This window comes from Haliea sp. (assembly GCF_041395985.1).
Classification (GTDB): domain Bacteria; phylum Pseudomonadota; class Gammaproteobacteria; order Pseudomonadales; family Halieaceae; genus Haliea.
Genome location: NZ_JAWKZJ010000009.1, coordinates 50,174 through 73,063, shown reverse-complemented (window position 1 = coordinate 73,063; position 22,890 = coordinate 50,174). Strand labels below are relative to the sequence as shown.

The following is a 22,890-nucleotide window of genomic DNA, read 5'->3' as shown; positions in this document are numbered from 1 at the left end:
CTCAGCGTTGCTCCTCGCCGCAGTACAGAGAGTGCAGCACCTGTAGCACCGCAGCTACCTCACCTGCAGCAATTGAGTAATACACCTGCTGCCCGTCACGCCGGGCATTCACGAGGCCTGCTTCGCGCAGGCGCGCGAGGTGTTGCGACAAGGCGGACTGCGACAGATCCAGACCCGCATTCAGAGCACCTACAGAGCACTCGCCCTCGACCAGAGAGCACAGAATCAGCAGCCGCTGTTCATTGGCGAGTTCCTTGAGCAAGGCAACCGCCTGTCGCGCCTGCCGGGCCATTGCGGCAGCATCCATCTCTGACATTCCTGTTGCACCTCCGGCAATGCTCATAACGTTATATTAGATTTAGTTAATATGTAAAGTGTTTGACGCCCGCGCACGCATAAACCGTCTACACTGGAAGTTTGAATATACACGGAAGAGGCACTGAAATGCGTACTGCGAACAACATCATCATGAACCGCGACACCAGCGGCATGGGCGGTGAATCCACCGACAAGTCCCTCAGCGAGCTGCGTACCGAGCGCAAACAGCGCCTTGCTGCGACACTGCGCCTGTTTGGCAAGTTCGGTTTCGACGAAGGTGTTGCAGGCCACGTCACGGTACGCGACCCGGAACACAGGGATCACTTCTGGGTCAATCCCATGGGGCGTTCATTCAAACAAATGCGGGTGTCCGACCTCCTGCTGGTCAGCCACACCGGCGATGTCCTAGAGGGTGACGGCTTGCTCAACGGCGCGGCCTTCACCATCCATTCACGCATCCACATGGCACACCCACGGGTCACTGCTGCGGCCCATTCGCACTCGCTGTATGGCAAGGCCTGGGCATCCCTGGGACGCACGCTGGATCCGATCACCCAGGACGCCTGCGCCTTTTATGAGGACCACGTGCTGTTCGACGACTTCACCGGCGTTGTGCTGGACAACTCCGAGGGCGAACGAATCGCAGCCGCGCTTGGCGACAGCAAGGCCGCCATCCTGCAGAACCACGGCCTGCTGACCGTAGGCGAAAGCGTGGACGAGGCCGCCTGGTGGTTTATCACCATGGAGCGCTCCTGCCAGGCACAACTCCTGGCCGAGGCCGCCGGCACACCAAAGCTGATCAACGCGGAATGTGCGCGGCAGACCCGAGCCACTGTTGGCTCGCCCCTGGCGGGCTGGTTCAGCTTCCAGCCACTGTACGACGTGATTGTTGCGGAGCAGCCCGAACTACTCGAATAAGCGGCTACGAACGTCCGCGCGGGGGTGGTATCCTGCGCGGGGCTTTCCTCCAGACGGATACCGCATGTCACGAGCGTTCTGGTACAAATTGCTGTTGGCCGTGTTCCTTATCGCACTGGCCGTTATCCAGTTCATACCGCCTGCACCCGTGCAGTTGCCTGCGGATTTGCCCGACACTGAACGGGAGTCCGCCCGCCTGCTGGGCTTCGAAGGTATCCACAATTTCCGCGACCTCGGCGGCTACACCACTGAAGACGGCCGCCGCGTAGCCTGGGGGAAGCTGTACCGTTCAGGACACTTCGCCACCGCAACACGCAGTGACCTGCAGCAGCTTGAACGCCTGCAGCTGGACACACTGATCGACTTCCGCTCTGTCGGCGAACGCGAGGAGGAACCGAGCCGCGTCCCCGAAGACGCGCCGTTTACGCAGCTGAGTATCCCCACCCTTGATGCCGGTAACAACGCCATGGTGAGCGAGCTGCGTGCGCGGATCGAGAGCGACGATCTCACAGGGTTCGATGCCGATGCCTTCATGCTTCAGGCCAACCGACAGTTTGCCGACGAGTTCACGCCGCAATATCGTCAATTCATGCACGCTGTGCTCAAGGCCGAGGGTCGCCCTGTAGTCTGGCAGTGCACTGCTGGCAAAGACCGCACCGGATTCGCTGCCGCTATCCTACTGCGCATTCTGGGGGTTCCCGACGAGCAGATTATCCAGGACTACCTCGCCAGCCGCGAGCCGGCGCTGGATGCCCGCAGTCGCGAGCTGATGCTGCTGCGGGTGTTCAAGGGCGAGGCTGCAGCCGCGACCGTGGCCACCATGTTGAGTGTGGACGCACGCTGGCTACAGGCAGGCTTCGACGAGATTGATGCGCGCTGGGGCAGCTTCGATGCCTATGTCCGTGATGGCCTGGCGCTCACCGCAACGGACATTCAGACCCTGCGCCGGCATTTGCTGGCGGGGGCCGGGTAGGCCGCTTGGAGCTCGAGATGTACACCGAGATTATCGCAGTAGCGGTGGTCTTGTTCTACGCACTGGGCATCGTATCGGCCGTGGAGGCTATCATCAACGTGCGCACGGCGCAGGGCGCAATCGCCTGGGCCATCTCGCTGCTCACCATGCCCTACCTCGCCGTGCCCTGCTATCTGGTGTTCGGCCGCACCAAGTTTGATGGTTACCTGGAACAACGCAACGCGGTGGAGCAGGAAACACGCGAGCTGCTGCAGCAGACGCGAGCCGAAGTCGCCAAGCACCTGGTCGCCAGCTCACCCGCCGAACCGGTGTATAACGCCCTGTTCAACCTCACCGGCATACCCGCGGCCAGCGGCAACGCCGTTGAACTGCTGATTGACGGCCAACAGACTTTCAACAGTATCCTCGTCGGGCTGGAATCCGCAGAGCATCACATCTTGCTGGAATCCTACATCATTCGCGACGACAACCTCGGTCGTCGTATTGGCAGGGTATTGTCGGACAAGGCTCGATCGGGCGTCAGCGTACATGTGCTGTACGACGAGATTGGCAGCCGCAACTTCCACCGCACCGGGCTCTGCCGCCAGCTGCGCCAGACCGGCGTGCAGGTTGCCGCATTCAACACGACGCAGGGTCGTCGTAACCGGTTTCAGCTGAACTTTCGCAATCACCGCAAAATCGTCGTGGTAGACGGCCGCGTCGCCTGGGTGGGCGGGCACAATATCGGCGACGAATACCTTGGCCTGGACCCGCGTATCGGCCACTGGCGCGACACCCACCTGCGCCTACAGGGGCCGGCCGTGCTGGGTGTCGAGCTGGCCTTTGCCACGGATTGGCGCTGGGCCACCCAGCGCGTGCTCAGCGTGGTACACCCGGACGCAGAGGACGTGCACCGGGGCAACGAGAACGTGCTCGTCTTCCCCTCAGACCCCTCCAGTATTCTGGAGCAGGCCGGGCTGATGTTCCTGCAGGTTATCGTGGCCGCGCGGCAACGGATCTGGATTGCCAGCCCCTATTTCGTACCCGACCGGAGTATTGTGTCCGCGCTGCAGCTGGCGGCGCTGCGTGGTGTCGATGTGCGTGTCATAATCCCCGATGAACCCGACGGCCCGGTTGTCGGTATGGCAAACTGGTCGTTCACACGGGAGCTGCTGCCCGCTGGCGTGAAGGTCTATCGCTATCAGGGCGGCTTCCTGCACCAGAAAGTCCTGCTCATGGACAATCACCTGGCGGGCATAGGAACCGCCAATTTCGATAACCGCTCCTTCAGGCTGAACTTCGAAATTACCCTGCTGGTGGACGGCGAGCAGTTTGCCAGCGAGGTGCAGGCCATGCTGGAGGCGGATCTACAGCAGTGCCGCGAGGTCACGCCCGCCGAAATCGACGGCAAACCAGCCTGGTTTCCCCTTGCCATGGGCGCGGCGCGCCTGTTTTCACCGGTGCTGTGAGCAAGCGCTGCGCGTGAAGCCCGCTAACCCGGCCAGGACTTCGTATCGATATCGAGGTCGCGCCAGGCTTCCGGCCGCAGGCGCGGCTCGACACCCTGGCGCAGCTGTGTGTCGTAGTCGCGCAGCAGACGCATGCCAATCCGGTACATCCAGACGAGTCCGGCCAGGTTGACCAATGCCAGCAGTCCCATGGTGATTTCGGCGAAGCCGAACACAGTGCTGAGATCCTGCAAAGAGCCCCAGAACACCAGCCCCAGCACAGCCACGCGGAACCCGTTTGCCACCGTGGCGTTGTCGTGACTGAAAAAGCTCAGGCTGTTGTCACCGAGGTAGTAGTTGTAGAGGATAGAGCTGAAGGCGAAGAGCACGAGAGCGACCGATACGAACGTGGCACCCCAGCTGCCCACGTGGCTGCCCATGGCAAGCTGGGTGAGCAACACACCATCCACATCCGCCGCACCCGGCTGGTACACATCGGAAAGCAGGATAATCACAGCGGTGCAGCTACACATGATCATGGTGTCAATAAATACGCTGAAAGCCTGCACCACGCCCTGATTGGCGGGGTGCGGCACATGCGCCACCGCCGCGACATTGGGAGCGCTGCCGAGCCCCGCCTCGTTGCTGAACAGACCCCGTTTGACCCCCTGCAGAATCACGGCACCGAGCCCACCACCCACAGCCTGTTCAAGCCCAAACGCACTTTTCACGATAATCCACAACGCGGCGGGGACCTCGGTGATATGCAGCGCAATCACCACGAGCGCCGCGAGGAAGTACATAAGCGCCATGATCGGCACAATCACCTCGGAGACCAGCGCGATGCGACGAATGCCGCCGAAAATCACTGAACCCAGCACCACTACCATGACCACGCCGGTGATCCAGGTGGAGATACCAAAGGATTCCGCCAGGGACGTTGCCACAACGTAGGACTGTACCGCATTGAAACCGAGGCCAAAGGTGACCAGCAGCAACACGGAATACACAGCGGCCAGACCGCGCTGCCCAACGCCGTGCGTCAGGTAATAGGCCGGCCCGCCGCGAAAGCTGCCGTCGGGTTCCGTGCGTTTGAACAGCTGCGCCAGGGAACACTCGAAAAAGCTCGTGGCCATGCCCATCAATCCAATCAGCCACATCCAGAACACCGCACCCGGGCCGCCGAGGGTGATGGCCACGGCAACACCGGCGATATTACCGCTGCCCACGCGGCCCGCCACCGACACCACCAATGCCTGGAAGGAACTCACCTGGCCGCGCTCATGGTGCATGCCCCCGCGCAACACACCGAACATGCGCCTGAAATAGCGAAACTGCACGCCGCGCGACGCTACGGTAAACAACAGGCCTACGGCCACCAGTACCAGAACAAGCACCTGGCCCCAGAGGAAATCATTGAAAGCTGTCAGCATGGGTTCTCCGCGGGCGCAAACCCGAGATGGGCAAATCCGCGCGGTGTCAGCCTGTCACACCGCGCACGAAAATGACCACCAGCGCGGGCGGCACGACAAAGCGAATCGTGAAGCGCCAAAGCGCATACCCCAGGCCGTGCATGCTGGAGAGTTCATCGCGACTCGCGCGGGAGGTCATAACCCAGCCGGCAAACACCGCAATCAACAGGCCGCCCAACGGCAGGAGTATCTGGTTGGAGAAATAATCCACGGCGTCATTAAAGTTGAGACCACCGATCCTGAGATCCACCCACACGTTATAGGACAGGATGCTCAGCACATTGAGCACGGCGATGGAGCCGACGACCAGCAAGGTACTGCGGTGGCGCGACATGCCGTACCGCTCGTCGATCCAGGCATTTACGCACTCCACAAGGCCCACCATTGAGGTGATGCCGGCCACCGACAGCATGGTGAAGAACAGCAGGCCGAACACCTGCCCCCCTGGCATCTGGGCAAAGGCAACCGGCAGAGTCTGGAAAATGAGGCCGGCCCCCGCGGCGGGATCCAGCCCGTAGTTGAACACGGCTGGGAATATCACCAGGCCCGCCAGCAGCGCGACGAAGGTATCCGCAATCACCACGATCAGCGCTGACTGGCCAATGGAAATCGACTTGGGCAGATACGAGCCGTAAATCATCATGCCGCCCATCGCCACCCCGATGGAGAAAAACGCCTGACCAATCGCCGCGAGCACAGCATCCGGGCCGATCTTGCTGAAGTCAGGCGTGAACAGCCAGTCGATGGCCGCGCTGAACCCCCCGGCGAAATAGTTGTAGACGGCCAGGCCAACGAGCAGCATAAACATCAATGGCATCATCACCACCACCGCCCGCTCAATGCCGTCCTTGACGCCGGCATAGATGATCAGCCCGGTGATCGCCAGCCCCACCAGCGTCCAGAACAGCATCCCTGCGGTATCCGCCTGCACGGCACTGAATTGCGCGGCGGCGTCTACCGCATCGACACCGACGAAACCCGTGGTAACCGCCTTGAAGAGATACCACAATACCCAGCCCACAATGACCGCGTAGACGATCTCGATGGTGTAGGCCGCGAGCAAACCCATGCCGCCCACCCACTGCCACTGCCGACTGCGTGCACTCTCCACCGCAACCGCCGCCATCGCCGCCGGCGGGCTGGCCTGACCGCGGCGCCCAATCATCAGCTCCGCGATCAGGATGGGCATCCCTATGCCAAAGGCACAGAGCAGATAGACGATGACAAACGCCGCGCCACCGTTCTCACCCGTGATGTAGGGGAAACGCCAGATATTGCCGAGTCCGACCGCAAAGCCAACAGCCGCCATCAGGAAAGCAAATCGCGAGGACCAGTGGTCCGCCTGTGCTACAACCATGGTATTCGACCCCCGGTATTCTCATTATTACTCACAGTGTACACAAAAGCCCCCGGGGCATCAGCTGGCCGCGAGCGGTGCGCAGGCCTGGGCCAGCCACTGTCGATCAGCCCCCGCCAGCAGCGGGCCCACCGCGTCCTCCACGCGCCTGTGGTAGCTGTCGATCCATCTCCGCTCATCGCGCGACAGCATGCCGGCGTCGATCAACCGCCGGTCGAAGGGTACCAGCGTCAGGGCGTCAAAGCCGTACATCGGTGTTTCCAGATCACCCTCCACCGCCTGCACCACCACCAGGTTTTCGCAGCGAATACCGAAGGCGCCGTCCCGGTAATAACCGGGCTCGTTGCTGAGGATCATGCCCGGTTGCAGGGTGGTTGCGCCCCAGGCCCGGCCGATACGTTGCGGACCCTCGTGCACGCTGAGAAAGGCGCCGACACCGTGCCCCGTCCCGTGGTCGTAGTCGAAACCCGCACGCCAGAGCGGCTGGCGCGCCAGCACATCCAGGTGGGTGCCGGTTGTCCCCTCCGGAAACTGCACCTGGTCCAGCGCGATATGACCCTGTAACACCCGCGTGAACAGCTCGCGGACCTCGGCCGGTGGTTCGCCAATTGCCACGGTACGTGTGATGTCGGTGGTACCGTCGGTGTATTGGCCGCCAGAGTCCACGAGATACACCGAGTTGGGTGGCAACCGCGCCGGGGTGCCATTCCGGTGATTGTAGTGGCACATAGCGGCATTGCCGCCGGCGGCCGAAATGGTTTCGAACGAAGGTCCCTGAAAGTGCTGGCCTTCCTCACGAAAGGCCAGCAGCTGATCAGCAAGGCCCGCTTCATCATGATAGCGACCCGCCTGGAGTTCCGTATCCAGCCAGGCAAGAAAACGGACCACGGCGACCGCATCGCGCACGTGGGCACTGCGCGCGCCAGCAATTTCCACGGCGTTCTTGCAGGCCTTGGGCAGCAGCACCGGGTCCGGCGCGGCGATCAGGGCAGCCCCACCGTCCTGCAAAAGCTGCTGGCTCCAGGCGTTTGCGGTGTGCGGGTCCGCCAATACCCGGCAGCCTGACTGCCCGCCGAGTAGCGTCGCCGCGACCTCCGGCGCATGCAGCCGCACATCGGCGCCGCAGTGAAGCTGCCAGCCCTCCGGCATGCGCCGCGGATCCACGATAAGGTCGACAGACCCGTCGCGTCGGAGCAGCGCCATGGACTGCAGCACCGGCAGGCAGGGGACATCCAGCCCACGCAGGTTGAGCAACCAGGAGACCGAGTCCGGAGCGAACACCAACGCGGCGTCAGCGCGATGCGCGTCCAGACCCGCCGCGATCCGGGCGCGTTTACTGGCGCTTGACTCACCGGTGAAGGTCTCGTCCAGCAGCAATGCCGGGCGCACATCGGCGTCGGGACGGTCCAGCCAGCACTGGTCCACAAGGTTGTCTGCATCGGCGCAGAGCAGTATGCCGGAGGCCTGCAGCGTCTCTTCCGTTTCCCGATACCAGTGCAGACTGTGCAGCCTCGGGTCCACGGCGACGCGGGCGCCCGCCTGCAACGTCGTCGTCAACCACTGTGCAGGCGGGGTTTTGATCAGGTGCTGGTAGCTGAAGTGCGCGGCATCAACCTGCTGCCGTACCTGCACCGTGTAGCGACCATCGACGAAGATGGCCGCCGCATCACGCAGGACGACCGCCACACCTGCAGAACCGGTGAAGCCGGACACCCAGAGCAGGCGTTCGTTGTGCAGGGGAATGTACTCGCCGAGATGCTCATCGGCACGCGGAATCACCAGGGCATCGTAACCCCGCTCCGCCATCAGTGTACGCAGGGCTTGCAACCGGGTTGCTGTCGTCATCGGGGATGTCCAGAAAGTCGGGAGGCGGGCTCAGCCTTCCATGAGGTCGAAGTCTTCTTTCGAAATACCGCAGTCGGGGCATTCCCAGCCATCGGGCAGGTCCTCCCAGAGTGTGCCCGGCGCAATGCCGTCCTCGGGGATACCCAGAGCCTCGTCATAAATGAAACCGCAAATGACACATTCATACTTGCGCTGGCCGGGTTTGCTCATAGTGCTTGTTCCTGTGTGGTTGTGTGGAATCAGCGATCCGGCCCGGGGATCGAACCACCGAGTCGCAGATCGTAGCCTGCCGCCACGGGCCGGGCCAGCAATGCCAGCGCCTCCTGCAACAGCGGATCCCAGGCTCCATCGTGGGTTAACAAGATGGCGATGCTATAGTCGCGCTGCTGCAACTGCAACTCTCCCTCGGCGCGCAGCGGCCCCGCGAGCGTCACGATACTGCCGGTCAATGGCGCCGGGGCTGCGCCACGCACATCGACGGCGTAGCTGCCCAGCGGTAGAAGCCCCTGCGGTGAGTCCCAGCCCGCCTGTTGCCAGGTAAACCTGGCCGCAGCTTCGAGGGGGACTGTATCGCGCAGGTGCAGGGTGTCGATCTGTGCACCCAGGGTGCCGGTGAGCGCCACCGGCGCCACATGACGCAGCAGCGATGCATCAAACCTTGCCTCCACACCGTTCAGCAGGACCTCGCCCGCACCCAACCACGTGGCTTCACCCGACACCTGCTGGGTGCCCCAGCGGGTGCTGAACCGCACGGTGGGCGACAGTGCGAGCAGCGAAAGCGGGCGCAGCGACCAGGTCACAGCGCCCAGGTGCAGGACCCCGGCATTGGTCGCCACTCGGACGCGACTTGCGCGCCCCTGCCACACCGTGCCCGCCAGGCCGTCGGCAACCACTGGCGTGCCCGCGAGGGCACGAACAACCAGATGGGCGGGAGCGCTTGCCAGCAGAAACAGCAACAGAAGACACAGGGCAACGCACCCCATGAGCAGGCGGGTCCGGGTCATGACTGGCTGATCCGCACCGTGACATTCACCCGTCCGGCACCTCCCGCCTGCGTGATTGCAACCTCCTCGAATATCAGGCCATCGCGCGATTCGAGCTGATGCAGCCAGGCCGCCAGATCGGCAAACCGGGCATTCTCCAGACGCACCTGCAGATCGCCGCCAGCCCCGGGCTGCAGCCTGCTCACCGCGAGCCCGAAACGGGCCGTGCTTTGATTGACCACCGCAGCCAGATTACTGGTGGCACGAACCGGCGCACCGTCTGCGCGTGCCTGAATGACGAGCGCCGACAGCGCGTCGACGCGCACCAGCGCTTCCGCTGTCGCAATATTCTGCTCCGCCATGCGGTCGCGCTTGGCGGCCAACGGTGCCCACAGCACTATCCAGAGCAGCCAGACACCCACGGCGACAGCCAGCACGAGCAGGCTTGCCTGCTCTCGCACTGTGAGGCGCACCCACCACGTTTTCATCACGCCCCCTTCACCCGGATCCGTGCGCGCACACCATCGCTCTGTGCACTGCTGCTTTCCATTTCAGCGGCGAGACCCGCATCCGCGAGCCGCGCACGCAATTGCTCAACGGCAGAAAAGTCACTGGCAACAATGTTCAACCGCATCTCGCCACCACGCTGATTGTAATTCAGGCTGAGCACCCGGGCGGACGGACGCTGGGCGATAACGCCGCCGGCGCGCTCCAGCAGCGGTACGAAGCTGCCGGCACCGGGGCCACCACGGAGGCTGTCCAACTGCCGTTGCAGCTGCCGTTCGGCATCCACCAGGGCACCCTGGGGCATCGCCTGCCGATAGCTCGCTTCAAGGGCTCCGCGCAGCGCCAGGTTCTCTGCTGCGAGCGACCGGTAGTCAGCCCAGGTCGCTGCCAGTTGCAGTGCAAAGGCGCCCAGGACCACACCGGCCGCGAGGCGCCAGTGATTCCACCATTGCTGCAGCGGCAGGCGCGGTGCATACGCACCCTGACGCAGGTTCAACGCCGGCGCCTCGCTGGACAACAGCAGTGCGCTGCACAGATTCCCCTGCCGCCACTGCACACGTTCACGCAAGCCCGGCGGCAGCAATTCGAGTGTCGCGGCGTGATCCCCGGCGTAGACGATGATGGCCTCCGGCAGCTGTTGTTCAGCGGCAGCCTCGAGCACCGCAGGGAGCAACTCACGCTCCACGGTAAAACCGTCACCCTCACCGCTGCGCACGATAACCTGTTCACCATCCATGACCAGGCACCACTCACCCGCACGCCAGGGCAATAACAGCGCCTCAGGCACCCACTGCGGCAGATCCGGCAGCTGCGCCAGCGTCTCCGCCCAACGCTGCATGGCGTGGTGGCTGCAGATGGCCACGGCATAGCGGGACTTGTCGAGGGCGCGCGCCGCGAAATGCAGCGCTTCGATATCGTCTGCGACCTGCTCTTCAAACAGGTAGGGCAGCGCACGCGCCAGGTGTTTTTTCTCGGCCGGTGCCACGGGAAACGTCACCACCCGCACATCGGCTCCGGGTGCCGCAAAACAGGCCTGCCAGCGAGCACTGCGCAGCCGGGCCGCAAAGTCTGCAACGTCTTCCTCGCTGTGCAGCGGCAGCGGCTGCTCGCCGGCGCCGGGAGGGTACCAGACAAGCGCATCATCCATCAGGCGCACGATGGCTAGGTTCTGCACAGGACGTTCTCCGTTGTCATCAATACCGGGGATGGCGAGCGAGTCACAGGCTGCCCATCGCACGCACGACCGGTCGCACCTCGCGCTTGTCGCGCTGCAGGACACTGTACAAGCGCATCTTGCGCTCGGCAACTTCCACCTCGGCGGAGAGCAGAAACCAGGAAGTGCTCTCGCCCAGCAGGCCGAGGACCTTGGCCGTACTCTTGTCGCCGAACACCGGATTCTCGAGAAAGGCCGTCACATCAGCAAAGCCACCCTGCTCTTCCTGCGTTTGCAGCAACGCCTCCCCCTGGGCCTCACTCAGGGGCGCCAGGTCACCGTCACCGTTGACTGCCCGCAGCAGGGGCAGCGCTGCCGTATGAATGTTCAGCGGTCCCGGTGTACGCGGCCAGACAGTCACCAAGGGCGCCAGTGCGAGATACAGCTGCGGCGTGACATTCGCAACCGCGCGCAGCTCACTGACGCTGGCCATCGGCCGATTGGCGGCCCGGTAGGGTGGCGACTGGCTGAAGTACACATCGTCTTCAGCGCCATACGCACGTGGAATGCCGTCCGCATCCAGCCAGTCGCCGATGGCGCGGGTAACCGCCACCGCTTCCGTTTGCCCCAAAGGCGCGTCAGGCAGCGCCTGCAGTAGACGAATAAAAAACTCCTCTGCCGCGGTAAACCGTTCCGTGGCCGCACCCTCATCTACCTCCTTCGGCGCTGCCGCCAGCGCATTCAGGTTGAACCGCCCCTGCAGATCCTGCAGCGACCCCACCAGCCAGCCACCTTCATCCAGAGGATACGGCGTCGCCTGCTGCGCCCAGAGCTCACTCCTGTCATCCCGAAGCTGCGCCCGCGACTGGTCGGCGTCATAGTCCATGACCAGCGCTACCGCCGCCAATTCCTCGGCCCCGCGCAGGTACGCATAACCCTGATCCTGCAGAAACAGGTTCGCGCCACGCTGCGCGAACAGGGTGAATTCGCGCTGCATCGCTACCATGAGTGCCGCGCACAGGCCGAACACCAGTAGCGCCACCACCAGGGCCACGCCGCGCTGCGCAGTAAGATTACAGCGGGGGCAGCGCATACAGCATCCGCAGGTCGCCCAGGTCATCGAGTTCCAGTGCAAGCTCCAGTGCAGCCGGCGGCTCCAGTGTGGCCTCCGGCTGACTGGTATCCGCCACCCAGTTGTCCGGCCAGTTGCGCGTATCGACATCTGTGCCTCGCGCACCCGGCTGCAGCGCCGCCACTGAGGCCAGAAAGGTGATCTGGACGCCCGTAACGCCGTCCAGCAGGCGCACGCGCTGCGGCTCGGTGGAGCCTGCACGATCCAGCACGGAATAGCTCTCCCGCCAGAGGCTGTCATCCTCCCAGACATAATTAACACGCTGCAGCGTGCTGCGCGGCTGTGCCGCAGGGTTGTGCCAACCGGTGCGCGTGAAACTGAGCAGGAAGCGCGCCGCGGGCCCGCCGGTCAAGGCCGGCTCCTCATCGCCGAACTCATCACGTACGGGGCGGTTCACGAACTGCCGCAGGTCTCGCTGCAGTATCTGCAGGGCACGATTCACCTCCCAGGTACGCTCCGCCACCACGCGGGTACTTTCAACGCCGCTGATGACCGTGGAGAGTCCGCTGTAGGCTACCGCGGCAACGAAGGCCGTAATCGCCAGCGCAATCAGCACTTCCACCAGCGTGAAACCCTTAACCCGCAAGAGGTGAATCCCCCACAGATGCCCGCGTTGCGACGCCCGGCCGTACTCCGCCGGGCATGGCCATGAAGGCAACCAGCGAATACAGCAGCGGACCACTCTCACCTTCGCCGGCGCGCACGGAAATTTCAACCCGGAAAAAGCCCTGCACCTGCGTCGGGGTGCTCTCCAGCCGCCAGTGCCAGGGGCGCCCGGCAAACTCTTCACTGCCGCTGTCGGCCCCCTGCAGCAACTCTGCCCGGGCCGCCGTCAGCAGCCGCAACTCGACCAGCTTCCTATTGGCCAGCAGCTGCGCCAGTGACTTGTCCCGCAGGTAACCGGTACCGTCCACCTGCTGATGCAGGGCAAAAAGCAGCGCGGGCAAGGCCAGGGCGACAATCGCCAGCGCCACCATGACCTCTACCAGGGTGAAACCGCGCAGCCCGCCGGGCCGCCACCTAGCGCAGCGCATCCACGTCGTCCGCCAGTCCGCGGGGCATCATCGCCATTCGCCCCAGTAAATCCCACTCGAGTCGCCACAGCAGCTCTCCGGTCTGCCGGCTACGCCACTCCAGCGCACCTGGCGCCACCTCGCCGCTGGCGTAAAACACGACCTGCGGCGCAGCATCTTCAGCCAGCGGCGCGGCGAGCAGATCTGTCGCGGGCACACCATCGAGCAGCAGCACCAGTTCCACATCGGCCGCCAGCGTGCGCGGCGCAAGCACATCGCGGGCCAGTGCCGGCGCCCGCCACCCCTCGGGCCGGCGTTCGCGCCAGTCGTAAAGGTACCGGGTTTCCGTGCCTCGTGGGTCCACGGCCCACACCAGCCCCATATCACGCCCGGCCATCTGCGCTTCCTCCAAGGCGAATTCTGCGACGTTACGCAGCTCCCGCACCTGCGACTCAAGCAGCTGCTGCTGCCCGCCATCACCGACGTTCAAGGTTGCCAGCGAGGTCATCATGACAATCACGAACAGGACAACGAGCAGTTCAACCAGGCTGAAGCCGCGACGCCGCGCGGCAGACTCCCGGCGGGCACCCACAACCGCCCGCGCGCGCATGGATTCAGTCCCGCTCCTTCCAATTGCCGATGTCGGCGTTCTGTCCCTCACCACCCGACAGCCCGTCCGCACCGAGGCTGTAGATGTCGACCTCGCCGTTCTCGCCGGGACTCAGGTACAGGTAGGGACGCCCCCAGGGGTCCAGCGGTATCTCCTGCAAGTAGCCCCCCTCCTTGAAATTACGCGGCTGCGGATCCAGGTTGCTGGCCTCTACCAGCGCCTCCAGACCCTGCTCTGTGCTTGGATACACATAGTTGTCGAGGCGGTAGATCTTCAGCGCGGTCTCAATCGCCTTGAAATCCGCATGCACCTTCTGGATGCGCGCCTCATCCGCACGGTTCAGCACCGTAGGTGCCACGACACTGATCAGCAGCCCCATGATCACCAGTACCACCAGAATCTCCACCAGCGAAAAACCGCTGGACCGCCTTGCTGTTGTCCGGAGTTTCATATCACTATCGCACCATCGTATTGAGATCAAAAATAGGCAGCAGGATGGCCATCACGATCAGCAGCACCATCCCGCCCATAAACACCACCAGCAGCGGCTCAAGCAGGCTCATCATCGTGCCGAGCGTCATTTCCAGCTCACGCTCCTGATTGCTGGCCGAGCGCGCGAGCATCGTCTCCAGTTCTCCACTTGCCTCGCCACTGGCCACCATGTGCACCATCATCGGCGGGAAGCGGCCACTTTCACGCAGCGCACGGTGCAGGCTACTGCCCTCCTGGACACGCTCCGCCACCCGTGCACTGTCCTCTCGCAGCAGCAGGTTGGTCAATACCTGCCCGGCGATCCGCAGCGACTCCAGCAGGGGCACCCCGCTGGCCATGAGAATGCTCAGGGTCGAGGCAAAGCGGGCCGTGTCCATTGCAATCACCAGCCGCGAAAAACCGGGGATGCGCAACAGCAGTGCATGCCAGCGCCTGCGGCGTTGCGGATGACGCAACAAGCGGCGCAGCGCGAACACCACGGTCACCATGGCCACCAGCACCCAGAGCGCATAATCCCGGGAAAAATCGCTGGCGACAATCAGGCCCCGGGTCAGCAACGGCAGTTCACGGTTGGTATGTGCGAAGATGCCGATCAGTTCCGGCACGACAAAAATCATCAGTGCCACGACTACCGCCAGCGCCACGGCAATCAGGATGAACGGATAGATCATGGCCATTTTCAGTTTCTGCGCCGTGTACTGCCGCTGTTCGTTGTAATCCGCCAGCTGGGCCAGAACCGGCCCGAGAAAGCCGGCGTGTTCGCCGGCGTTGACCATGGCCCGATACATTTCGTTGAACACCAGGGGAAACTCGCCCATGGCATAGGCCAGGGTGTGGCCCTCTGCAACGCGGGAGCGCACCTGCAGCAGGAGACCCTGTGTGCGCCCTTTGCGGCTTTGCTCCGCAGCAGCCTGCAAACACTCGTCCAACGGCAGGTTGGACTGGACCAGCGTGGCGAGCTGCCGGGTCACCAGAGCGAGTTCCGCTACGCTGATACGTGGCTGCAGAAAGGACCAGCCCGTTCGCCGTTTGCCTTCCGCCTGACGGTTCGCCACCGACACTTCCACCGGCCGCAGCTTCTGTGTGCGTAACTGGCCGCGCACCTGACGCTCGGAGTCTCCCTCAAGTACGCCCTTGACCAGCTTGCCGCCGGGATCCAGTGCCTGATAACGGTATGCTGTCATGCCGGTTCAGCGCTCAGGTCACCGCGGTGACGCGCAGCACTTCTTCGATGCTGGTTTCACCACTGAGCACGCGCCGGCGACCGTCTTCCTGGATCCCCGGATAGTGCCTGCGCGCCTCCGCCAGCATCTGCTGCTCGCTCGCACCCTCATGGATCATCAGACGCAGCGCGTCAGTGACCTCGATGAGCTCGTAAATGCCGGTGCGGCCGCGGTATCCACTGTAGTGGCACTGCTCGCAGCCCTTCGCCCGATAGACGTTCACGGCAGAGTGATCATCGGCGGCCAGCCCGAGCAGCGTCCGTTCGGCGTCCACCAGGGGGTGAGGTTCCTTGCACTCGTTGCACAGAAGTCGCACGAGACGCTGTGCCATGACACCAATCAGGCTGGAAGACAGCAGGAAGGGCTCTATACCCATATCCTGCAGGCGAGTTACTGCTCCGATAGCCGTATTGGTGTGCAGCGTGGAAAGTACCAGGTGACCGGTGAGCGACGCCTGCACTGCAATTTCCGCGGTTTCCAGGTCGCGGATTTCCCCGACCATCACCACATCGGGATCCTGCCGCAGGATGGCCCGCAGGCCGCGGGCAAAGGTCATATCCACCTTGGGATTGACCTGCGTCTGGCCGACCCCCGGCAGCATGTATTCCACCGGATCTTCGATGGTGAGGATATTGCGCGTTGCCTGGTTGATGTGGGTCAGGCCGGCATACAGCGTGGTGGTTTTTCCCGAACCGGTGGGGCCCGTAACCAGAATGATGCCATGGGGACTGCGCAGGGCTTTCTCGTAACACGCGAGAACCTGCGCATTCATGTTCAGCTGCTGCAGCTCCAACTGGCCCGCCTGCTTGTCCAGCAGGCGCAGCACCACCCGCTCGCCGTGGGCGGAAGGCATGGTCGACATACGGATATCGATGGCGTGGCCGGCTATGCGCACCGAAATCCGACCGTCCTGTGGCACGCGCTTTTCGGCGATATCCAGCTTCGCCATCACCTTCAGCCGCGACACCAGCAATGGCGCCAGCATCCGTTTGGGGGACAGTACCTCGGCCAGCACGCCATCAACCCGGTAGCGCACGCTGAGGCGGTCCTCAAAGGTTTCAATGTGAATATCCGAGGCCTGCTCCCGCACCGCTTGTGACAGAATCGCGTTGATCAGGCGAATAATCGGCGCGTCGTCCTCGGCGTCCATCAAATCGCCGGCGTCAGGTATCTCATCGGCGAGACGGCTCAGATCCACATCGGCACTGATGTCCTCGGCCATCTGCACGGCGGCGTTGTTGTCGCGCTGGTAGGCGCGGGACAGGCGCCGCTGGAACTCGGTGTCAGAGACGTGTTCAAACCCGAAGGGCGTTCCCAGCCAGCGGCGGATCTCCAGCAGCAGCTGCGGTTCCAGCGCATTGCGGTGAATGAGCACGGCGCCCTGCGCACGGTTGTCCACCAGCACACCATACTGCTTGGCGAAGCCGAAGGGCAGGTTTGACCTCGACGCTGCGGGCGCTGTGACGTCCGCGGCAGACATCAGTTGGCCTCCACGGCCGCCGGTGCGTTACCCGCCTCGTCGCGGATCTCCTGGAGCTGGCGGATCTGCTCCTCCCACTCTGGCAAAACCGGCATATTGCCATCATCGAGGAACATCAGGCCGCGCTCTCGACGCAGTACCTGCTGGTCACGAATATAGCGATACTTGTCCGCCGTGGCACCGGCCAACTGCTCGTCATCGCGGATGATGGTGGGGCGTATGAAAATCAGCAGGTTGGTCTTTGTGACCTGCACCGCATCGTTGCGGAACAGGCGCCCGAAGAAGGGTATATCACCCAGCAGCGGCACCTTCTGGGTGGCGTCCTGCACATCATCCTTGATCAGACCACCCAGCACCACCACGCGGCCATCCGCTGCAAGCACCTTGGTTTGCAGCACACGCTCGTTGGTAATGAGATCCGAGGCCTGCAACACCACCGAGGTATTGCTCAGGCTGGACACTTCCTGGGAAATATCCAGCACCACCGCATCACCCTCATTGATATGGGGCGTGACTTTCAGTGTGATCCCCACATTCTCCCGCTCGATGGTCTGGAACGGGTTCTGGGCGCCGTCGCCGGTGCCGGTACTGGTAAACGAACCGGTCACGAAGGGCACGTTCTGACCCACTGTGATATAGGCCTCCTGGTTGTCCAGCGTCAGTAAACTTGGCGTGGACAGAATATTGGCGTTGGAATTTTCCTTCAGGGCGTTGAGGATCACCGTCATTGACAGGTCATCGTCGATCACCCCCCAGCCGAGGGACACACCCGGTGACTGCGCCAGCGCCCCGGCGAGGGCACCCACGTTGAAGTCGCCCGTGGTCACGCCGCCGGTGGTATCGTCGCCACCGTCTTCAGGCAATATCGCGCCCGCAATGCGACGGGCACGGGCGTCGTCGGCACTGATACTGCTGCCGAAAAAGCCGCTGTCATTGGCAAACAGCCACTGCAAGCCCAGATCCTGGCCATCGCGCACCTCCATCTCGACGATGATGGCCTCCACAAGCACCTGGGCCCGACGGATATCCAGACGTGCCACCACGGCCTCCAGCGCCGCCATTTTGTCCGTCGGCGCCGTGATAATGAGGGCGTTGGTGTTCTTGTCGGCTTCGATGGTGGCACTGGTCTCGCCTGCCCGCTGCGCACGCCCCGCTTCTCCCGCATCGACACGACCGATGTTCTGCATGACGCGGGTTAACACCTCGGCCACCTCCTCGGCCTTGGCATACTCGAGGTAAATGACTTTCACATTGCCACTCTGCTCGAGTGGGGTGTCAAGGTACCGGATCAGCCGGGTCATGCGCGCGCGCTCAAGCTCGTCGGCACTGACCAGCACGCTGTTGGTGCGCGCATCTGCAACCAGCATAACCTCGACCTCGGTGCCCTGCTGTGCCTCCGAGGTGTTCAGCTGATCGAGCATCCGCACCACATCCTCTGCAACGCCGTAGCGGAGCCTGATGACCTCGGTTTCCTGGGTGGCCGTGCGATCCATACGCTCGATGATTGCCGCTATGCGATCGATGTTGGAAGCGACATCGGAAATGATGATCGCGTTACTCGGCGCATAGGCCGCCATGTGCGCCTGCTGGGGCACCAGGGGACGCAGCACGGGTATCAGCTTGGCCGCAGAGATATTCTTCAGGCGCATGACCTGGGTGACGTACTCATCATTGCCACGCTGGCCTTCGTCATCGCGCACAGTTACAGGCGCCGAGCGGGCATCCTTGCTCTGGATGACACGCACCACGCCGCCAGAGCGAACCGCGGTGTAGCCATGCACTTCAAGGATGGACAGGAACAGATCATAGAGCTCCGCCCGCGACACAGGCTTGGAAGAAACCACCTTGACCTTGCCTTTTACCGCCGGGTCCACAACGATGGTCGTCTCAGTGGCCTCGGCGACAAACTTGATCAGCTCCTGAATATCAGTCTCTTTCAGGTTGACGGTAAAATCCTGAGCGCTCGCGGTGGCCGCACCCAGGGCGGCCAGTAGATAAAACAGCGGTACTCGCAGTGCCCGCGACATGATTCTCACTGAGTCTGTGTCCTTAACTGAATAGCCGTGACTCTATCACCGATCGGCCGGCGCATCATCAAGCCTCACGCTCAGCGCCACGGACTCCGCGCCGCGCAGCAGGTCGAAAGACACCTCGCTCGCGGAGCGCATGGCCTGATAGAGTCGCATGGTGTTTGCCGGGTCTGACAGGGACAAGCCGTTTACCGCAACAACCAGGTCGCCAGGGCGAAAGCCCAATTGTTCGAATTGCTTCCGGTGCTGCCCGGGTGTCACCCGGTAGCCGCGGAGTATGCCTTCTTCGCGCACTGCGCTGATACGCACGAGCTCGGCGAGGGACTGTGGATCCTCATACAACTGGTCTCGATACTCTGCGGCCAGTGCTGCGGACTCGGGGTCCATACGACGATCTACCACTGTGGCAGCGGACGCCGCGGGACGCGCGGTGCGGGGCACCCCGTTCTGCGCGCCTGTCAGTTGGGCGTCCAACGCCGAGGGTGGATACAGGCGTAGCAGCTCGTAGGTGCCACCGTTGTCGAGCACAACCTGATCCGGCATGACTTTTGCCAGGAGCACTCTGCCGGCAACCGGCAACTCGTCGTCCACCGAGTAAATGGCCTGGCGACCGCGGTGTTCGATCACGGCACTGCCTTCGCCGGCGGCATTGAAGGCGATAATGCCGCGCAGTGTGAGCTCCAACCGGCTCTCTCGCGCCCCTCGCTCAATGCCCTCCCGCGCGCTGCGCACCTCGCTGGCACTTTCCTCAGCCACCTCGACGTCCGCCACGGCGCCGGGCTCACCAAACAGGGACCAGCCACGCAGCGCCTCAATATCCACCTGTGCCCTGCTACTTGTGTTTGCCATGACCTGCGCTGGCGGGTTGATCACCGCACCCTCCAGCCTGGTCGCGGGCGCCACCGGGAACAGCGCCCAGAACAGCTGCACTGCCGCTGCCAACATCCAGAGGCAGGCCAGCAGTACCACCGCCCTGCGCAGCCAGAGCACACTGCGCGGGCGGGTCAAGGCCGAGATCAGACGCAGCAACCCATCGACCGCCTTGCCTGCGACGCTGCTGTGACTCAGTGAACCTGCGGCCAATGCTCTCTCCCGATGTACCCCCGCCCCGCCCGCGGCGGCCCGATGGGCGAAACGCCTCGATTATAGGGTGCGCCATTAAAAGATAAAACCGTGACGGTTGCGTGACAGTGAGATGACCGCCACGTGACGACAGGATGGCGCCGATGGACAGGGACAGGCCAGTTGACTAACCTTGCCCGCTGCCGACACCTTTTCAGGAGCAAGACCGATGGGACGCATCTTCAACGACAATTCGGAAACCATTGGCGGCACACCGCTGGTTCGCATCAACCACATCAGCACAGGCAATGTGTACGCCAAACTCGAGAATCGCAACCCGGCCATGTCGGTAAAATGCCGCATCGGAACCAGCATGGTGCTGGCGGCAGAGCGGGACGGCAGCCTGAAGCCCGGCATGACCATTGTTGAGCCCACCAGCGGCAACACCGGCATCGCGCTGGCCTTCGTCGCTGCAGCACGGGGCTACGGCTGCACCCTTACCATGCCCAACACCATGAGCCTGGAGCGGCGGAAACTGATGAAGGCGCTGGGCGCGGAGATCATTCTCACTGACGGCAGCAAGGGCATGCCCGCCGCCATCGCCCAGGCAGAGGAGATCATCGCCTCGGACCCGGGGCGTTACTGGGGCGCGCGCCAGTTTGAAAACCCGGCCAACCCGGCAATCCACGAGAGCACGACCGGACCGGAGATCTGGCAGGACACCGAGGGGGCAATTGACATTCTGGTTGCCGGTGTTGGCACCGGTGGCACCCTGACAGGCACCTCGCGCTACATCAAGGGCACCGCGGGCAAGGCCATACAGACGATAGCGGTCGAACCCGCGAGTACGACGGTCATTACCGCAGCCAAGGCGGGCACTGAGCCGACCCACGCGCCGCACAAGATACAGGGCATCGGTGCCGGATTTCTGCCTGCCAACCTGGATCTGTCCATGGTCGACCGCGTGGAGCAGGTCAGCAACGAGGACGCGATATCCTGGGCGCACAAACTCATGCAGCAGGAGGGTATCCTCGCCGGCGTATCCTGCGGTGCCGCCATGGCTGTTGCTGACCGCGTATCGCGCGAGCCCGAGAATGTGGGCAAGATGGTCGTGGTGATACTGCCGGATTCCGGCGAGCGCTACCTGAGCGCCGCGTTGTTCGAAGGCCGCTTCAGCGAAAACGAAATGGTGCAGTAGCCAGGGCGCTCAGCGCCCCTCGCGCAGCTGCGCCAGGCGCCGCTTCACGGCAGGCCACTCGGTGTCCAGGACGCTGAAGTATACGGAGTCCCTCGAGAAGTCGTTCTGCACAATGCGGTGTTTGCGCAGCACACCCTCCCGGATCGCACCAATCCGCTCCAGCGCGCGCTGAGAGCGCAAATTGCGCGCATCAGCCTTGAACTCCACCCGCAGGCAGCGCAGCCGCTCGAAAGCATGGGTGAGCAACAACAGCTTGGTTTCCGTGTTGATGCCCGTGCGCTGCCATTCCTGGCCCAGCCAGGTCCAGCCGATCTCTAGGCTGCGATGCTCGGGCAACATATTCAGGTAGCGCGTACTGCCGACGATCTTGCCCTTGGCGTTCTCGACAATCGCCCAGGCCTGTTCACCGGGCGCAGCAACGGCCTCATCGATCCACTGCCGCGTATCCGCCAGATCGATAAAGCAGCTGCGCGGCATGTAGGCCCAGTCAGGGGCATGGCAGCCACGCAGGAAGAGGCCCTGTGCGTGCGACTGGGACAGTGGCTCCAGTCGAACCTGCTCGCCATGCAGCACGCGCGTATGGCCCTCGGCACCCGGGGGAGCGTTCATGGCAGCAGGAGTGTGGAGCCGGTGGTCAAGCGGGACTCCAGGTCGGTATGGGCGCGAGCGACCTCCGCCAGCGGGTAGCGCTGGCCGATGCTGACCTTCACCTCACCCGCCAGCAGACGATCAAATACCGCTGCAGAGGACATGCGCAGGTCTTCGGTCGATGCGGTATAGGTCAGCAGCGTGGGGCGGGTCACGTAGAGCGAACCCATGTTGGCCAGGGTTTGCAGATCCAGTGGCTCAGGCTTGCCGGACGCATTGCCGAAGCTGACCAGCATGCCGCGCGGCTGCAGGCTGGCGAGCGAGGCATCGAAGGTGTCTCGGCCTACACCATCATAAACCACGGGCACACCCTGCCCACCCGTCAGCTCACGCACGCGCTCTGCAACATTCTCCTCGGCGTAATTCACCACCTGGCTATAGCCATGCGCCAGCGCCAGCTCCGCCTTCGCCGCTGAACTGACCGTGCCGATGGCCGTGACGCCCATGGCGCGCGCCCACTGGCCAAACAGCAGCCCCACGCCGCCGGCCGCCGCGTGGAACAGGCAGGTCTGACCGGCCTTGAGCGGGAACACCCGCTGCAGCAGAAACTCGGTGGTCTGGCCCTTCAAGAGGGCCGCGGCCGCTGTTTCGAAGTCGATGCCATCGGGGATACTGACCAGCCGTGAGGCCGGCAGGTTCACCGCCTGGGCGTAGGCACCGAACAGGGCCGAGCAGTAGGCCACACGGTCTCCGACGGCGAATTCGGCGCCCTCCCCGACGGCGGTTACGACGCCGGCGCCCTCCATGCCCAACCCACTGGGTAGCGGGATCGGGTACAGGCCGCTGCGGTGGTAGGTGTCGATAAAGTTCAGGCCGATGGCCTGTTGCGTCACAGTCACCATACCGGGCCCCGGCGGCGGCAGTTCAACATCCACCAGCTGCATAACCTCGGGCCCGCCCGTTTCCTCGATACGAACCGCTTTTACTGTTCCAGTGTGCATGCGACTGCCTGTTCCCCGTGTAAATACGGCTTAGTGTGCCAAACAAGCGAAGCAGAGGAAACGACTAGTTACGGTTAACCACACGTGTGGGGATGCATCGTCGACGTG

The 22,890-nt window shown here is 63.3% G+C and carries 23 protein-coding genes; 4 read left to right on the top strand and 19 right to left on the bottom strand.

Annotated features, from left to right (window positions below; translation table 11 throughout):
* Position 1 precedes the first annotated feature (1 nt).
* Positions 2–307: an ArsR/SmtB family transcription factor gene (locus tag R3E49_RS15500; RefSeq protein ID WP_371295876.1), complete on the bottom strand. Its 306-nt coding sequence runs from the start codon at positions 305–307 to the stop codon at positions 2–4.
* 161 nt (positions 308–468) lie between these two features.
* Here R3E49_RS15500 and R3E49_RS15495 point away from each other — a divergent pair, with 161 nt between their 5' ends.
* The 3 genes from R3E49_RS15495 (at position 469) to cls (ending at position 3,657) form a co-directional block, all read left to right on the top strand.
* On the top strand, positions 469–1,236 hold the full coding sequence (locus tag R3E49_RS15495) for a class II aldolase/adducin family protein (RefSeq protein WP_371295943.1): 768 nt from the start codon (positions 469–471) through the stop codon (positions 1,234–1,236).
* A 64-nt stretch (positions 1,237–1,300) separates the two neighbouring features.
* Positions 1,301–2,209 carry a tyrosine-protein phosphatase gene (locus R3E49_RS15490; RefSeq protein WP_371295875.1) on the top strand — a complete coding sequence of 303 codons (909 nt, stop codon included), beginning with the start codon at positions 1,301–1,303 and terminating at the stop codon, positions 2,207–2,209.
* Positions 2,210–2,226: 17 nt separating this feature from the next.
* Complete coding sequence (cls, locus tag R3E49_RS15485; RefSeq protein WP_371295874.1) at positions 2,227–3,657, top strand: cardiolipin synthase; 1,431 nt, start codon at positions 2,227–2,229, stop codon at positions 3,655–3,657.
* A 23-nt stretch (positions 3,658–3,680) separates the two neighbouring features.
* Here cls and R3E49_RS15480 read toward each other — a convergent pair whose 3' ends face one another.
* Genes R3E49_RS15480 through gspC form a run of 16 tightly spaced genes read right to left on the bottom strand, consistent with a single transcriptional unit; the run spans position 3,681 to position 20,016 of the window.
* On the bottom strand, positions 3,681–5,069 hold the full coding sequence (locus tag R3E49_RS15480; RefSeq protein ID WP_371295873.1) for an alanine/glycine:cation symporter family protein: 1,389 nt from the start codon (positions 5,067–5,069) through the stop codon (positions 3,681–3,683).
* A gap of 46 nt (positions 5,070–5,115) precedes the next feature.
* Positions 5,116–6,465: a sodium-dependent transporter gene (locus R3E49_RS15475; RefSeq protein ID WP_371295872.1), complete on the bottom strand. Its 1,350-nt coding sequence runs from the start codon at positions 6,463–6,465 to the stop codon at positions 5,116–5,118.
* Positions 6,466–6,525: 60 nt separating this feature from the next.
* Entirely contained in the window at positions 6,526–8,310 is a 1,785-nt protein-coding gene (locus R3E49_RS15470; RefSeq protein WP_371295871.1) for an aminopeptidase P family protein, read from the bottom strand.
* Positions 8,311–8,340: 30 nt separating this feature from the next.
* A complete protein-coding gene (locus tag R3E49_RS15465) occupies positions 8,341–8,520 on the bottom strand; it encodes a rubredoxin (RefSeq protein ID WP_290741604.1) in 180 nt (59 codons plus the stop codon).
* A gap of 29 nt (positions 8,521–8,549) precedes the next feature.
* Positions 8,550–9,314 (bottom strand): type II secretion system protein N, encoded by a 765-nt coding sequence (gspN, locus tag R3E49_RS15460; RefSeq protein WP_371295870.1) that lies wholly within the window; start codon positions 9,312–9,314, stop codon positions 8,550–8,552.
* Positions 9,311–9,781: a type II secretion system protein GspM gene (gene gspM / locus R3E49_RS15455; RefSeq protein WP_371295869.1), complete on the bottom strand. Its 471-nt coding sequence runs from the start codon at positions 9,779–9,781 to the stop codon at positions 9,311–9,313. Before gspM ends, gspN begins: the two co-directional genes overlap by 4 nt.
* Positions 9,781–10,974: a type II secretion system protein GspL gene (gene gspL / locus R3E49_RS15450; RefSeq protein WP_371295868.1), complete on the bottom strand. Its 1,194-nt coding sequence runs from the start codon at positions 10,972–10,974 to the stop codon at positions 9,781–9,783. Before gspL ends, gspM begins: the two co-directional genes overlap by 1 nt.
* Before the next feature lie 43 nt (positions 10,975–11,017).
* Complete coding sequence (gene gspK / locus R3E49_RS15445) at positions 11,018–12,046, bottom strand: type II secretion system minor pseudopilin GspK (RefSeq protein ID WP_371295867.1); 1,029 nt, start codon at positions 12,044–12,046, stop codon at positions 11,018–11,020.
* Positions 12,027–12,671, bottom strand: coding sequence for a type II secretion system minor pseudopilin GspJ (gspJ, locus tag R3E49_RS15440; RefSeq protein WP_371295866.1), 645 nt, complete (start codon positions 12,669–12,671; stop codon positions 12,027–12,029). Before gspJ ends, gspK begins: the two co-directional genes overlap by 20 nt.
* Positions 12,661–13,119 (bottom strand): type II secretion system minor pseudopilin GspI, encoded by a 459-nt coding sequence (gene gspI / locus R3E49_RS15435; protein ID WP_371295865.1) that lies wholly within the window; start codon positions 13,117–13,119, stop codon positions 12,661–12,663. The genes gspJ and gspI overlap by 11 nt, the downstream gene beginning before the upstream one ends.
* A complete protein-coding gene (locus tag R3E49_RS15430; RefSeq protein WP_371295864.1) occupies positions 13,106–13,708 on the bottom strand; it encodes a GspH/FimT family pseudopilin in 603 nt (200 codons plus the stop codon). The genes gspI and R3E49_RS15430 overlap by 14 nt, the downstream gene beginning before the upstream one ends.
* 4 nt (positions 13,709–13,712) lie before the next feature.
* Positions 13,713–14,159: a type II secretion system major pseudopilin GspG gene (gene gspG, locus R3E49_RS15425; protein WP_371295863.1), complete on the bottom strand. Its 447-nt coding sequence runs from the start codon at positions 14,157–14,159 to the stop codon at positions 13,713–13,715.
* A gap of 4 nt (positions 14,160–14,163) precedes the next feature.
* Positions 14,164–15,384, bottom strand: coding sequence for a type II secretion system inner membrane protein GspF (gene gspF / locus R3E49_RS15420; RefSeq protein WP_371295862.1), 1,221 nt, complete (start codon positions 15,382–15,384; stop codon positions 14,164–14,166).
* Between the two features lie 13 nt (positions 15,385–15,397).
* Positions 15,398–16,903, bottom strand: a complete 1,506-nt coding sequence (gene gspE, locus R3E49_RS15415; protein ID WP_371295861.1) for a type II secretion system ATPase GspE — start codon at positions 16,901–16,903, stop codon at positions 15,398–15,400.
* Complete coding sequence (gene gspD, locus R3E49_RS15410; protein ID WP_371295942.1) at positions 16,903–18,930, bottom strand: type II secretion system secretin GspD; 2,028 nt, start codon at positions 18,928–18,930, stop codon at positions 16,903–16,905. Before gspD ends, gspE begins: the two co-directional genes overlap by 1 nt.
* 45 nt (positions 18,931–18,975) lie before the next feature.
* Positions 18,976–20,016 (bottom strand): type II secretion system protein GspC, encoded by a 1,041-nt coding sequence (gene gspC, locus R3E49_RS15405; RefSeq protein WP_371295860.1) that lies wholly within the window; start codon positions 20,014–20,016, stop codon positions 18,976–18,978.
* 208 nt (positions 20,017–20,224) lie between these two features.
* Here gspC and cysK point away from each other — a divergent pair, with 208 nt between their 5' ends.
* Entirely contained in the window at positions 20,225–21,193 is a 969-nt protein-coding gene (gene cysK / locus R3E49_RS15400; protein WP_371295859.1) for a cysteine synthase A, read from the top strand.
* Between the two features lie 9 nt (positions 21,194–21,202).
* Here the strand turns inward: cysK and R3E49_RS15395 are convergent, their stop codons facing one another.
* On the bottom strand, positions 21,203–21,802 hold the full coding sequence (locus tag R3E49_RS15395; RefSeq protein ID WP_371295858.1) for a GNAT family N-acetyltransferase: 600 nt from the start codon (positions 21,800–21,802) through the stop codon (positions 21,203–21,205).
* Positions 21,799–22,782, bottom strand: a complete 984-nt coding sequence (locus R3E49_RS15390) for a quinone oxidoreductase (protein WP_371295857.1) — start codon at positions 22,780–22,782, stop codon at positions 21,799–21,801. Before R3E49_RS15390 ends, R3E49_RS15395 begins: the two co-directional genes overlap by 4 nt.
* Positions 22,783–22,890: the final 108 nt, after the last annotated feature.